Source organism: Sphingobium sp. BS19 (assembly GCF_027925545.1).
Lineage (GTDB): Bacteria > Pseudomonadota > Alphaproteobacteria > Sphingomonadales > Sphingomonadaceae > Sphingobium.
Window position 1 is genome coordinate 19,070 of sequence record NZ_BSEF01000014.1, and the last position, 13,646, is coordinate 32,715.

14 protein-coding genes are annotated in these 13,646 nt (G+C 60.8%); 7 read left to right on the forward strand and 7 right to left on the reverse strand.

What is annotated here, in order from left to right:
* Window positions 1-53 precede the first annotated feature (53 nt).
* Together ggt and QMG56_RS16135 are read left to right on the forward strand one after the other, a co-directional pair.
* On the forward strand, window positions 54-1,721 hold the full coding sequence (gene ggt, locus QMG56_RS16130) for a gamma-glutamyltransferase (protein ID WP_281823313.1): 1,668 nt from the start codon (window positions 54-56) through the stop codon (window positions 1,719-1,721).
* A 98-nt stretch (window positions 1,722-1,819) separates the two neighbouring features.
* A complete protein-coding gene (locus QMG56_RS16135; protein WP_281823315.1) occupies window positions 1,820-3,610 on the forward strand; it encodes a long-chain fatty acid--CoA ligase in 1,791 nt (596 codons plus the stop codon).
* Window positions 3,611-3,612: 2 nt separating this feature from the next.
* On the opposite strand, the gene gloB is transcribed toward QMG56_RS16135, so the two are convergent.
* The gene (gene gloB / locus QMG56_RS16140) at window positions 3,613-4,350 is read right to left on the reverse strand and encodes a hydroxyacylglutathione hydrolase (RefSeq protein WP_281823316.1); all 738 of its coding nucleotides are present in this window, start codon (window positions 4,348-4,350) and stop codon (window positions 3,613-3,615) included.
* Window positions 4,344-4,760, reverse strand: coding sequence for a VOC family protein (locus QMG56_RS16145; RefSeq protein WP_230186532.1), 417 nt, complete (start codon window positions 4,758-4,760; stop codon window positions 4,344-4,346). Before QMG56_RS16145 ends, gloB begins: the two co-directional genes overlap by 7 nt.
* A gap of 117 nt (window positions 4,761-4,877) precedes the next feature.
* Here QMG56_RS16145 and QMG56_RS16150 point away from each other — a divergent pair, with 117 nt between their 5' ends.
* Window positions 4,878-5,591: an SIMPL domain-containing protein gene (locus QMG56_RS16150; RefSeq protein WP_281823318.1), complete on the forward strand. Its 714-nt coding sequence runs from the start codon at window positions 4,878-4,880 to the stop codon at window positions 5,589-5,591.
* Here QMG56_RS16150 and QMG56_RS16155 read toward each other — a convergent pair.
* Together QMG56_RS16155 and QMG56_RS16160 are read right to left on the reverse strand one after the other, a co-directional pair.
* The gene (locus tag QMG56_RS16155) at window positions 5,579-6,454 is read right to left on the reverse strand and encodes a tetratricopeptide repeat protein (protein ID WP_230186530.1); all 876 of its coding nucleotides are present in this window, start codon (window positions 6,452-6,454) and stop codon (window positions 5,579-5,581) included. The genes QMG56_RS16150 and QMG56_RS16155 overlap by 13 nt on opposite strands.
* Entirely contained in the window at window positions 6,451-7,200 is a 750-nt protein-coding gene (locus tag QMG56_RS16160) for an alpha/beta fold hydrolase (RefSeq protein ID WP_281823319.1), read from the reverse strand. The genes QMG56_RS16155 and QMG56_RS16160 overlap by 4 nt, the downstream gene beginning before the upstream one ends.
* Before the next feature lie 100 nt (window positions 7,201-7,300).
* Between QMG56_RS16160 and QMG56_RS16165 the strand changes: the two genes are divergently transcribed.
* Entirely contained in the window at window positions 7,301-7,681 is a 381-nt protein-coding gene (locus QMG56_RS16165) for a hypothetical protein (protein WP_230186528.1), read from the forward strand.
* Here QMG56_RS16165 and QMG56_RS16170 read toward each other — a convergent pair.
* Window positions 7,678-8,781 carry a M48 family metallopeptidase gene (locus tag QMG56_RS16170; protein ID WP_281823321.1) on the reverse strand — a complete coding sequence of 368 codons (1,104 nt, stop codon included), beginning with the start codon at window positions 8,779-8,781 and terminating at the stop codon, window positions 7,678-7,680. The two genes, QMG56_RS16165 and QMG56_RS16170, sit on opposite strands and share 4 nt — an antisense overlap.
* Window positions 8,765-9,841, reverse strand: coding sequence for a YjgN family protein (locus QMG56_RS16175; RefSeq protein ID WP_281823322.1), 1,077 nt, complete (start codon window positions 9,839-9,841; stop codon window positions 8,765-8,767). The genes QMG56_RS16170 and QMG56_RS16175 overlap by 17 nt, the downstream gene beginning before the upstream one ends.
* Window positions 9,842-9,989: 148 nt before the next feature.
* Here QMG56_RS16175 and thrS point away from each other — a divergent pair, with 148 nt between their 5' ends.
* From thrS to QMG56_RS16190, 3 genes are all read left to right on the forward strand, one after another.
* Complete coding sequence (thrS, locus tag QMG56_RS16180) at window positions 9,990-11,984, forward strand: threonine--tRNA ligase (RefSeq protein WP_281823323.1); 1,995 nt, start codon at window positions 9,990-9,992, stop codon at window positions 11,982-11,984.
* A gap of 126 nt (window positions 11,985-12,110) precedes the next feature.
* Window positions 12,111-12,644: a translation initiation factor IF-3 gene (gene infC, locus QMG56_RS16185; RefSeq protein ID WP_230186524.1), complete on the forward strand. Its 534-nt coding sequence runs from the start codon at window positions 12,111-12,113 to the stop codon at window positions 12,642-12,644.
* Window positions 12,645-12,792: 148 nt separating this feature from the next.
* Window positions 12,793-12,942, forward strand: a complete 150-nt coding sequence (locus tag QMG56_RS16190; RefSeq protein WP_230186523.1) for a lmo0937 family membrane protein — start codon at window positions 12,793-12,795, stop codon at window positions 12,940-12,942.
* Window positions 12,943-13,000: 58 nt separating this feature from the next.
* Here QMG56_RS16190 and msrA read toward each other — a convergent pair whose 3' ends face one another.
* Window positions 13,001-13,612, reverse strand: a complete 612-nt coding sequence (gene msrA / locus QMG56_RS16195) for a peptide-methionine (S)-S-oxide reductase MsrA (protein ID WP_281823422.1) — start codon at window positions 13,610-13,612, stop codon at window positions 13,001-13,003.
* Between the last annotated feature and the right edge of the window lie 34 nt (window positions 13,613-13,646).

Genomic DNA, 13,646 nt, shown 5'->3' on the forward strand with positions numbered 1-13,646 from the left:
CCAAGCGCCACAAAAGACTTGCCGGACCACCGCCAGCCGATAGTCTGGCGCGCATGATCCAACGCCTCTTCGTTTCGCTCGCCCTTCTCATCCTCCCGGTGCCCGCCCTTGCCCAAGGGGTTGTTACATCTGCCGATCCGCGCGCCAGCGACGCGGGCATGGAAATTCTGCACAAAGGCGGCAGCGCCACCGACGCCGCTATGGCGATGATGCTCGCGCTGACCGTTGTGGAACCGCAATCCAGCGGCATCGGCGGCGGCGGGTTCCTCGTCCATCATCAGGCGTCCACTGGCCTGATCGACACTATCGACGGACGCGAGACGGCACCCGCCGCTGCGACGCCGACACGCTTTGTCGGCGCGGACGGCGCACCACTCTCTTTCATCGACGCCTGGCCGGGCGGCTATTCGGTCGGCGTACCGGGCAATGTCTCACTAATGGCGAAGGCGCATGCCAAATGGGGGAAGCTGCCCTGGGCGGACCTCTTCGGTCCCGCTATCAAGCTGGCGGAAGGCGGCTATGACGTAACGCCCCGACTGTTCAACTCGCTGACCGCCGTCCAGAAAATCCATGCCGATTTCCCCGAGGTGCAAAAGTTATACTGGAAGGACGGCGCGCCAGTTCCGGTCGGCACGCACATCCGCAATCCGGCGCTGGCCGCGATCTTGAAGGATGTTGCCGCGAAAGGGCCGGAGGCGTTCTACAGCGGCGCTAACGCAGAAGCGATCAGCGCAGCGGTTTCCGGCGCGCCAAAAAACCCCGTCCCGCTGACTGTTGCCGATCTTGCAGGCTATCAGGCGAAGGAGCGCGCTGCCGTATGCGGCCATTATCGCGTCTATACCATTTGCGGCATGGGTCCGCCGTCTTCTGGCGCTACCACTGTGCTGCAGATTCTCGGCATGGTCGAACGGTTCGACATGAAGGCATTGGGCAAGGACAATCCTGTCGCCTGGCACCTTATCGCCGAGGCCATGCAACTGGCCTATGCCGACCGTGAGACCTATCTGGCCGACCGCGACTTCGTGGACGTGCCGGTCGCGGGGCTGATCGATCCAGCCTATCTGACGTCCCGGTCGCGGCTTCTGTCCGAAAAGAAGAGCTTGCCCGCTTATGAAGCCGGTACGCCTCCCGGCGCCAAACCCCGGACGGCTGCGATTTCTTCCGAAGTCCACGGGACAACCCATTTCATCGCCATAGACCGCGCAGGCGACATCGCCACCATGACCTCCACCGTCGAAAGCCCCTTCGGCAGCCAGTTGGTAGCCAACGGCTATATGCTGAACAACGAACTGACCGACTTTACCTTCGCCCCGGAAAAGAACGGCGCGCCGGTCGCCAACCGTGTCGAGGCCGGCAAACGTCCGCTTTCTTCGATGTCCCCTACAATCGTCTACGACGAAACGGGCAAGGCGATATTCACCGTAGGCGCGGCGGGCGGCAAGACGATCATCATGCAAGTCGCCAAGGCGCTTATCGCGCGGCTCGACTGGGGGTTGTCGGCAATGGATTCGATTGGGCTTGGCCTCGTCTACTTCAATAAGAACGGCATCATTCTGGAGCAAGGCACCACGCTGGAGCCGATGAAAACCGCGATGGAAGCGCTGGGCCACAAGGTGACGGTCGCGAAACTGGGCCTTAAGGCCAACTCCGCCGCCTTTGAAAACGGTCACTGGGTAGGTGCCGCCGATCCACGCGGTCCGGGCGAATCGCGAACCGAATAACAACCAAGCACAACTGGCTCTTACGACACGCCGACATTATACATCAACGGATCGGCAACCCTTCCGGCAGGATGGGCGTATAAGCCGCAGGAGATCAGATGCGCACGATTGAACGCTTTCCCAGCCTGACCGCCATGTTCTTTGCCCGCGCACAAGCAGGCGGCGACGCGCCGTTCCTGTCGCGCAAACGTGATGGAATGTGGCAGTCGCTAAGCTGGCGAGATGTCGCGCAACAGGTCGCTTCCCTGGCGGCAGCGTTAAAGGCGGAAGGTTTGCGGCCCGGCGACCGTGTGATGCTGGTCAGCGAAAACCGACCGGAATTCTGCATCGCAGATCTGGCAATCATGGCGGCGGGCTGCGTCACCGTGCCGACCTACACCACAAACACCATACGCGATCATGCGCATATTCTGACCGACAGCGGCGCGACAGCCGTCATCGTGTCCACCGCCAAGCTCGCCAAGACCTTGCTCCCCGCCGTCCTGCGTTCGCAGGCCCGTCTGGTCATCGGGATGGAACCGATCCGGGGGATGCAGGGCGATTCGGTACGCTGCGCGCTGTGGGACACGCTGATCGCCGCGCATCCCGCAGACGTCGCCGCCTGCGCCGCCGCGCAGACGGCAACGCGCGACGACCTCGCGTGCATCATCTACACCAGCGGCACGGGCGGCGCCCCGCGCGGGGTGATGCAGCATCACGGGTCCATTCTGTGCAATGTCGAAGGCGCGCTCAAGCTGCTGATCGAGGATTTCGGCGGTTGGGAAGACGAGATTTTCTTATCGTTCCTCCCCTTAAGCCATGCTTATGAGCATAGCGGTGGTCAGTTCCTTCCGATCATTTCCGGCGCACAAATCTATTATGCCGAAAGCCTGGAGAAACTGGCCGGGAATATCGAGGAAGTTCGTCCGACCCTCATGGTTGTCGTCCCCCGCCTGTTCGAAGTGCTGCGCGCCCGCGTACTCAAGGGCATAGAGAAGCAGGGCAAGGTGCCGATGATGCTCCTCAACCAGGCGCTGCGCGTTGGTGAGAAGCGCCTGACCGGGCGATCCAGTCTGCTCGACTTACCCATGCGTCTTTTGGTCGATCGCACCATCCGGCCAAAAGTGCAGCAGCGCTTCGGCGGGCGAATCAAGGCGATGGTGTCAGGCGGCGCGCCGCTCAATCCCGATGTCGGCATATTCTTCCATTCGCTCGGTATCACCATGCTGCAAGGCTATGGCCAGACGGAGGCAGGTCCGGTCATCAGTTGCAACCGACCTAAAGTCGGCATCGCTATGGACACAGTCGGGCCACCGCTCGACGGCGTAGAAGTCAGGATCGCCGAAGATGGCGAATTGCTGGTGCGCGGCGAACTGGTCATGCACGGATACTGGCGCAACCCGGCGGAAAGTGAGCGCGTACTGATCGACGGATGGCTCCATACCGGCGACATCGGCGAGATCGACGCCAAAGGTCGCATCAAGATCACAGACCGCAAGAAAGATCTGATAGTCAACGACAAGGGCGACAATGTGGCACCTCAGAAAATCGAAGGTATGCTGACGCTGCAACCGGAAATCGGGCAGGTGATGGTGTCGGGCGACAAGCGGCCCTACATCGTCGGCCTTATCGTGCCGGATGCCGAGTGGGTCCGCGACTGGGCCAAGGCAAAAGGCGTGGCAAGCGATCTGCCCAGCCTGAGCCAGAACACAGACTTCATCGCAGCCATACGCGAAGCCGTGGACAAGGTGAATGCCGACCTGTCCGTCACCGAGCGCGTGAGGCGCTTCGTTTTGGCCGACGAGCCGTTTAGCGTCGACAATGAAGAAATGACGCCGTCGATGAAAATCCGCCGCCACGTGATCCGCACGCGCTATCAGCAGCGAATGGACGCCTTGTATAAAGCGTAACGCTAGAAAGCGTCCTTCGCGGCGCGCAATTGCCCGAGATGCTCGGCATCCTTCGCGCGCAGAAACACGTTGGTCGCGCGTTCCAGGCCGATGGTGGTGGGCACCGTGCCCTCTCCTTGCGCACGGGCGGCATCGACATGCACCATTCGCGTACGGATCGCCTCATTGTCAGGCTCGGCGACCAGCGCAAATCGCCCGTTCGACTGCGTATACTCATGCGCGCAATAAACCGTCGTCTCATCGGACAGCGTGGTGAGCCATTGCATGTTGGCAAACATCTGCGCCGCCGTCCCTTCGAACAGACGCCCGCAACCCATCGCAAACAAGGTATCGCCGATGAACAGAATGTCGTCGCCTTCCATGTGGTAAGCAATATGACCCGCCGTATGCGCTGGCACCGCTTTCACCATCGCGCTATGCGCACCGATCCGAACGACATCGCCTTCGGTTACGGTGCGGTCCAGCGTCGCGATCTTGTCTGCCTCCGCCGCCGGCCCGGTTATGCGACAGCCCGTGGCATCCCTTATCGCCGCATTGCCGCCAACATGATCGCCGTGCCAATGTGTGTTCCAAATCTGGGTGATGGTCCAGCCGCGCTCCGCCGCTACGTTCAGGACCGGATCGGCGACAGCGGGGTCGACCACCACCGTCTCCCCGCTCACATCATCGTGCATCAGCCAGACATAGTTGTCCGACAGTACCGGTATCCGAACGACTTCCAGCGCCATGGTGCTCACCATATCCCGGTGTTGGGCATGGACGCCCAAGGTTCGGCAGGCTCCAGATGTCCGTCCTGCAGCAATTCTATCGAGATATTGTCCGGCGTGCGCACGAACGCCATATGTCCGTCGCGCGGCGGACGGTTGATCGTCACCCCTGCGTCCATCAACCGCTGGCACGTGTCGTAGATATTCTCGACTCGGTACGCCAAATGCCCGAAATTGCGCCCCCCATCATATTCCTGGGGATCCCAGTTATACGTCAACTCGACCTGCGCGTCCTCGTCACCGGGCGCTGCAAGAAAGACTAACGTAAAGCGCCCTTGCGCATTGTCGAAACGCTTTTGCTCATCCAAGCCAAGCAATTTGAAGAAACGCACGGTAGCTTCGATGTCCGTCACGCGGATCATGGTGTGCAGGTATTTGGGCATTAGAACTCCATTCGCCGTCATCAAGCAACGGTTCATCTCTCTGATGGCAGTAGCTGCCAAGGCTTACCGAGGACATAGGGTTCTCATGGCCCATGATGAAGAGCGGGAGAGAGATAAATGACCGGCGTATTGGAAAAGCGCAACCTGATGCTGCTGGCGAGCGCTGCAGTGCTTAGCGTAGGCGTTGTCGTGGGCGGATACTTGCTGGGCGACGGCCTGACCCGCGCCAAGGCGGCCGACCGCTCCGTCACGGTCCGCGGCCTTGCCGAAAAGGATGTGACCGCCGATCTTGCCACCTGGACCATCGCTTACTCTGCGACCGGGTTCGATCTGCCCACGGTCCGCGCGGAGATCGATGCGAACAGCAAGGCGCTGCAGGACTATTTCCGTGGCCTCGGATTCAAAGTCGAAGAGCTTCGCCCCAGCGGCGTCAACGTCAATCAGTTCTACAATAACGGCGTGAACACCATCACGATCAACCAGCGTATGCAACTGCGCACCAATGACATTGCCCGCGCGCAAAAGGCTGTTGCCGGACAGTTCGATCTCGTCCGTCGCGGCGTCGTGCTGCAGGAAGGATCGGGCATGGTATACAGCTTCACCAAGCTAAACGACGTCAAGCCAACCATGGTCGCCGAAGCCACCCGCGATGCCCGCAAGGCCGCCGAACAATTCGCCAAGGACAGCGGCACAGGCGTCGGCGGCATCAAGAGCGCCACGCAAGGCTATTTCTCCATCGACGCACGCGACGGCGAACAATCGGGCAGCGGCAGCGACACACCCTACAAAAAGGTACGCGTCGTCACGACCGTCGACTTCTATCTGGACTGAGGGGTCGTTTTCACCGGCGCGGCGGGGGCTGGCTTCGCATCAAGCCGCGTAAGGCTGTCCGCCGCCGCCTTGCCCGCAATACTCTGCGGCGCGAGGCGGACGGCGCGCTGCCATGCCGACCGGGCGACATCGGCATGATCGCTAAGCACAGCGATATTGCCTTCCTCCAGCGCGACGGAGGCATCGTCCGGCGACATTTGCACGGCACGCGCAATATGCTGCTGCGCCAGACCTATCTGCCCTGCCCGGCGCGCCAGCGTTGCGGATAGCAGCCAGGCGAGCGGATCCTTGGGCGCCTGATCCAGCGCCACGTCCAGATCGGCCCGTGCCGGGCCCAGTTCGCCCAGCGCCACAAGCGTCCGCGCCCGATCGAGATAGGCTTCCCCCTTTTCCATGCCATCGGGCAGACCGCGTGCCAGCGCCGCATCGAAATAGGTGCGCGCCTTGGCGGCGTCGCCGCTGGCCAGCGCGGCATTGCCTGCCTGCGCCCACAACCGTGCACCACTGGGAATGTCGCCCGCGCGCTCGGCCTCGTCCGCCGACTGTTCGAACGCGACCATCGCAGGCGCCCATCGCTCCGCATTGGCATAGGCAAAACCCAGACATTGCCGCGCATGGAAGGTGCCGCCATCCAGACGCCACGCATTGGCAAAACGAATGCCTGCCTCAGGGTCGCCGGTGGCCGTATCGACGCAGGCTTGAAACTTCGCCGCCATTTCTGGCGTCATGGGCAATTTAGGCTGCGGCGCGACTGGCGCAGAATTGGAAGTGCGGGCGGCAGCCGCTTCGCGTTTTGATCGATCCATGACGGCATTGGTTTCAGGACTGAAGCCCTGGAGCAAAAGGAGAGTAGCGAGGATCATGAAGTCTCCGGCAGGCTGGCAACGGCGCGAATGAGGAGCGCAATATCGCTCTCACGCGACAGGCGATGGTCGCCGTCCTTAATCAGCAGCGTCTGCACATCCGATGAACGCAGTGCAGAGGCAATATCCAATGCTGTCGACCACGGCACATCGGGATCGACTTGCCCTTGCAACAGGCGCACCGGGCAATCGATCGCAATCGGCGCGCGCAGCAACAGGTTCGCCTGCCCCGATTCCCAAAAGGCGCGCGTAGTCACATAAGGCTGATCGCCATAAGGCGTTGGTTCGACGATCTGCCCTTCATCGCGCAACTGCGTCTTCTGCGCCTCGGTGAAACCCCATTCCGTAAAGTCCGGCGCGGCGGCAATGCCGACCAGTCCGACAACACGTTCGGGAATCGTCAGAGCGACCAGCAGCGCTAGCCATCCTCCCATGGACGATCCCACCAACACCACCGGCCCCTCGATCAGCCGATCGATCAACAACAGCACGTCGTCCCGCCAGATTGCCAGCGTACCATCGGTAAAGGCACCATCGCTCGCGCCATTGCCCGAATAATCGAGCCGCAGCATCGCCCGTCCGCACGCACCGGCCCACGCATCGAGCGCGATCGCCTTCCCGCCTTCCATGTCGGACATATAGCCGGGCAGGAACACGATCGTCGGTCCGGAACCTTGCCGATGACGATAGGCAAGACGCAAGCCATCGGGCCGGGCGAGAAAATGGAATGGCGCAAGATCTGTCATAGGGTCGCTATGCACCCACACTGATGTTTTTTCGACCCCCCCGATGCACTTAACCCATTGGCAAGGAAGCCGAACTAAGCCGGACATAGGGAGGATCACGATGTATAGCATTACTGTAGATACAACGAACAAACTTCTGCGCGTAAAGCTATCGGGCTTTTTGATGGCTGACGAGGTCAAAGCCTTCGGTAACGAAGTCCAGGTCATGGTGGCAAATCTAGGCTATCGCTCCGGCGAGCACAGCATGCTGGTCGACACCAGCGAATGCACATTGCAGGCGCAGGAGGTGGTTGCCTGCTTTCAGCATGTTATCGCAAGCGCCCCGATCAAGTCCCGCCGAATTGCCGTCGTCACCGGCAGCTCGCTCTCGCGCATGCAGACGCGGCGCATATTGGTCCGCGATCAGGCGATGATGTTCGACAGCGCTATCGACGCCGAACATTGGGTACTGACGGGCAACGCCGGAGAAATAGCCGCCTAACGTTGCCAGCCCCAGCCCGATTTCACGGTCGGGTCGCTCTTGCACATTGTTCTTAAGGCCTGCCATTCGCGTGGCGAAAGCGCGGGCGCATATCGATGCCCTTTGACCGCGCTGCCCGCGAACAGCGCGCGCCGTTTGGTCGACAGGGGATGCGAAGAGAGCCAGGTCATCGCTTGCGCCATGCGCCCAGCTTCCGGTTCGCCTTTACTCATGCGCGCGAAAAATTGCGCGGTATCGGCGGGCGATATGTTCGCAGCCTTCATCGTCGCAATCGACGCCACATCGGCGCGCGCCTCGGCGTCGCGACCGTAGCTGAGCGACAGCAACCCGTTCACATATCCGCCGACATCGCCAGAAAACCCGCCCAGCACGACACTGAGCCCAAGTTGGCGCATCAACCCCGCCATCGTATCGCGATGCCGGACATGACCCAGCTCATGGCCCAGTACGCCTGCGACTTCATCGCCCGATGCCGCCGCCTGGATCAGCCCGTCGAACAGGATGATGCGGCCACCAGGCAGCGCCACCGCGTTCACCATCGGCACATTGGCGATCTCGATTGCACGCGCGTCGGCATCGGGGTCCATCTTCGCGATCAGCGCATCCAGCGCCTTGACCCCCTGCGGCGTGCGGCAGAAGCGTCCGCCGAAATCGCCGACCATCGCTTCACCCAGCTTTTCTTCCCAACTGCGCGGTACGAGCGGCGCGATCCAGCCCGGTGCCTCCACGCCGATGTAGATCACCGCCGCCGCCACGACCGCGAATGCCGCTACAGCGCGTGTCAGGCCAACGCCATCGATCCACCCGCCATAACGGGCGGGCTTGGGCAAATGCGCAGCGAAGTCCGACGGCGGCGGCCCGTCGAAACCCAGCCGCCAGCCGCTTTCGTCCTTCAGACCGTAAATCGAACGTCCGCCCGTACCATCCAGCGCGATCAGATCGGCCCACAGATAGGGACCGCTCTCCCAATCCTCACCGATCAGTCGAAAGCTGTCGTCAGCGATTGCAATGCGCGGATGCCACCGGCACGCATTGCGCCCGTCATAATGCCAAGGCCGTATGTCGGGCGCGCCCTCTTCCATATCAGATCGCACCAACATCGAATGCGTCGAGCAACCCTTCGCCTTGACCCGGCGTGCGAGTGGTCGATTGGGTGAGGCGGTTCAAGTCGATTTCGCCGGTCGCTTCCATATGCCGGATAAAGAACGCCCAATGACGATAGGTGAGAAAGATCGCACCGACCCCCAACGTACAGATCACCAGAGCGACGTCGCCCAGAAACAGCTTGAGCCATTGCTTGGTGCTGGCCGTGAACTGAAAATCAAGATCGGAAAGCGCCAGTCCGCCAACCGCCACGCGAAAGAACTTGGCGTAGAAGGCCAAGGCTATCAGGCCGAGCAGGATGTAGAAACCGAACACCAATAGGAAGATTGCAAGGATGCCTGCCGCTACACCGCTGCCGGAGCGCTCGGCATTCATCAAGCTTGGCATCATGGACATAGCCACGACACCTCCGGCAATCGCGATGACAAACGGCAGGATATAAAACAGCAAAAACCGCTTCATCGTCGCGCTTGCATTGCCGTCTGACCGGAATTGAAACGGGCCGAAGCTCATCGCGCTCCACCGCTGGTTCCACAGCGACATCATTGCCCAGGGAATCAAGAGGCCAAGCGCGATGTAGCCAACAAATGTTTTCCCCATATAGGACAGGCCGTAAGACCAGCCCTGATCGTCAGACCCGCCACGAATACCATGCCAATAACTGCGGCTGAGGCGATAGCGCAGCGCCCGATATCGCGCGATCCCAACGAGATAGAAGATGAAGAGCGTCGCAACGAAACCAAGCGCTGCGGCAACGCCGGGATAGCCTTGGAAAATCAGCGCCTGCGCGCCGAACTGCAGGAAGATGAACGGAATACCGAACAGCACCAATACCAATAGGAAGCCGACGAACAGTTCCTTGCCTGTCCCCGTCCATTCCAGCCTATCGTCGATAAAGCGCGTCTGCGCCCACAGGTAACGCCGCGTCCGTGTCGTCGCCCAGAACCGGTAGATGCCCAGCGTCACGATGGTAAGCAGCAGATTGGTGAACGCAATCGGCGCATATTCCCGCCAGCTTCCGTGAAACGCAAAGGCGCTATGCTGTTCGTCCTGCAAAACTGTTCCCCCTGATCCGACCCCGCAGCTAGGAAGCCGGGACGCGCCATAGTGTCAAGCGAGAGTTGGCCTCGCCCTTGACTTCGTGGCCACTGCTGGACACATGCAACGCTCATAAAACCCCGCGAATAAAGGCAATGCCCTCCTCATGTCCCAGTTGCTCAAGATCAGCCTGCCCGATGGTTCCGTGCGCGAAGTCGCGCCCGGCACTACCCCGGCGGAGATTGCAGCGGCCATCGGGCCGGGGCTTGCCAAGGCAGCGCTGGCGGCCAAGGTCGACGGCGAGCTGCGCGACATCATGCGCCCGCTGGACGCCGATGCGCAGCTTTCGCTCGTCACCGCGCGCGACGAAGTCGACGCACTCGAACTGGTACGCCACGATTACGCGCATATCCTGGCCGAAGCGGTGCAGGCGGTGTTTCCGGGTACGCAGATCACCTTCGGCCCGTCCACCGACGACGGCTTCTATTACGACTTCGCGCCGAAGGATCGTCCGTTCACCGACGAAGATCTGCCCGCCATCGAAGAGGCGATGCGCAAGATCATCGCCGCCGACAAGCCCTTGCGCCGCGAAGTATGGTCACGCGAAGACCTTATCGCGCGCTGGACGGCCGAAGGCGAAAGCTTCAAGGCCGAGTGGGCAGCCGGTCTGCCCGATGGCGAGGAACTGACGGTCTACTGGTCCGGCAACGAATGGCTCGACATGTGCCGCGGGCCGCATCTTGCCTCCACCGGCAAAGTCGATCCGCAGGCATTCAAGCTGACGCGCGTTTCGGGTGCCTATTGGCGCGGCGATCAGAACAATGCGATGCTCAGCCGCATCTACGGCACCGGCTGGCTGAGCAAGAAGCAGCTCGACGCGCATCTGATACGCCTCGAAGAAGCCGCCAAGCGCGACCACCGCAAGATCGCGCAGGAAATGGACCTGTTCCACCTTCAGAGCGAAGCGCAAGGCTCGGTCTTCTGGCATCCCAAAGGCTATATCGTCTGGCGTCAGCTTGAAGCGTATATGCGCCGCAAGCTCGACGACGCAGGCTATCGCGAAGTCAAAACTCCGCAATTGATGGATGCGCGCCAATGGGAGCAATCCGGTCACTGGGGCAAATATCGCGAGAACATGTTCGTCGTGCCGGACGAAGTGCCGAACACCGAAGATGAAGGCCCGGTGCTGTCCGGCAAGTCGGACCTGATGGCGCTGAAGCCCATGAACTGCCCCGCGCACGTCCTGATCTTCCGTCAGGGTATCAAGAGCTACCGCGACTTGCCCCTGCGGTTGGCCGAGTTCGGCTGCTGCCATCGCAATGAGCCGCATGGCGCGCTCCACGGCATCATGCGCGTGCGCCAGTTTACGCAGGATGACGCACATATCTTCTGCCGCGAGGATCAGATCGTCGAGGAAGTGCGGCTGTTCTGCAACCTGCTCGACACGATCTACAAAGATCTGGGCTTCGAAAGCTATGCGATCAAGCTGGCGTTGCGCCCCGAAAAGCGCTTCGGCACCGAGGAAATGTGGGACAAGGCCGAACAGAGCCTGCGCGACGCGGTGGCGCAGGCCGGTCGCGCCGGTCCCGAATATGGCTGGGAAGAGCTGCCCGGCGAAGGCGCGTTCTATTCGCCCAAGCTGGAATTCCACCTGACCGACGCGATCGGGCGGACGTGGCAGTGCGGCACGATCCAGCTCGACTATGTCCTCCCCGAACGACTCGACGCCAGCTATATCGGCGAAGACGGCGAACGGCATCGTCCCGTCATGCTCCATCGCGCCATTCTTGGCACGTTCGAGCGGTTCATCGGCATATTGATCGAGCATCATGCCGGTCGTTTCCCCGTCTGGCTCGCGCCCGTACAGGCGGTCGTCGCGACCATCGTGTCCGACGCCGATGACTATGCCCGCGACGTAGTGGAGAAGCTGCGCGCCTCAGGCATCCGAGCCGAACTCGACCTGCGCAACGAGAAAATCAACTACAAGGTGCGCGAGCACAGCCTTGCAAAAGTCCCCAAACTGCTGGTCGTGGGCAAGCGGGAAGCAGACGAAGGCACGGTCGCGATGCGGACCCTGGGCGAGCAGGCGCAGGCCGTGTTGTCGCTGGAAGACGCCATCGAAAGCCTTGCAAAATTGGCCACACCACCCGATATGCAGTGAGGCGCTGATGTCACAGGCCGCTGCCCTTCGAGTCTCGTGGGGCACGCGGCCCTTTTCGACATTCTTTAAACGCGCTATATGTCCGCTGTTTCAACGACCACAGGAGAGTCTGCTATACGTCCCCCGATGATGCGCCGCCCATTGGCGCCGATGCCGAAATCCGGCCCCCGCTACAATGAATTCATCAGCGTTCCGAAGGTGCGCGTGATCGACGAAGAGGGCGAAAATCTGGGCGTGATGTTTACGCAGGAAGCGATCGAACAGGCCGCCGAAGTGGGCCTGGACCTGGTCGAAGTGTCCCCGAACGCCGATCCGCCAGTGTGCAAATTCCTGGACGTCGGCAAGTTCAAATACGAAGCCCAGAAAAAGGCGAACATCGCTCGCAAGACTCAGAAGACGCAGGAGATCAAGGAGATCAAAATGCGTCCGAACATTGACGATCATGATTATGATACGAAGATGAAAAAGGTCCATGCGTTCATCGAGGAAGGCGACAAGGTGAAAATCACCCTGCGTTTCCGCGGTCGTGAGCTTTCGCATCAGCAACTCGGCATGGCCCTGTTGCAGCGTGTGGCGGAAAATGTAGTCGAAATCGCCAAGATCGAAGCCTATCCGCGCATGGAAGGCCGTCAGATGCTGATGGTGCTCTCGCCGAAATAAGAGATCACTGGCGGATGGCAGGGTTGCTGTCCGCCTTTATCGTGGCCCCATTCGTGGCTCCATTCGTGGCGATGACGGAACGATTGGGTGGACTTGACGTTTCATTTCTAAGTCTCGGCAAGTGCCGACGGCAGGAAAGGAAACGCACATGATCTGGACGATCGCAATCATCTTGCTGATATTGTGGGCTTTGGGCTTTTTCGCCTTCCACATTGCAGGCGGACTCATCCACATTCTGCTGGTGCTGGCGCTGATCGTTGGCATTTATCAGCTCTTTACCGGGCGTCGCGGCGTTTAGGCTGAGATACAAGAAACCCTTCCCTGACAAAGGGAAGGGTTTCTCGCTATCGGCTAACTCAGCTTACCCAGTTCGGGCTGTAATTCTGCGGAAAAATCTGTTTGAACGCCGCCACTTTCGGCGCATCCCACCGCAGGATGTAGGGGTGGCGCGGATTGTTCTTCATGAAATCCTGATGATAGGCATCGGCTAGCTGAAAGCCGTTAAGCCGCTCCACCTTCGTCACGATCTTGCCTTTCCACACACGCCCCTGGCCAAGCTGGGCCAGATAGGCGCTGGCCGCTTTCGCTTGAGCGGGATTGGTGGGGAAAAGCGCACTGCGATATTGCGTCCCATGGTCGGGGCCTTGGTAATTCAGCGTCGTAGGGTCCGCGACGACCGAGAAGAACACGCGCATCAACGTGCCATAGCTCACTTGGCGAGGATCGTAGGTCACACGCACGGCCTCGGCAAAGCCGGTGTCGCCGTTGCTGACAATGTCATAGTTCACTTTGCGATTCGCGGGGCCGCCCGCAAATCCCGGCTCGACTCGGCGTACGCCTTTGACGTGGCTGAAAACGCCTTCGACGCCCCAGTAGCACCCCCCGGCAAATACCGCCGTTTCCATCTTGCCCGATGGCGGTGCGTCTACACGCGGAACTGGAGCAGTAACGACCTTTTCGGCGGCCATTGCCGCTGGGATCGCTCCCGGTGCATAGAGCCAC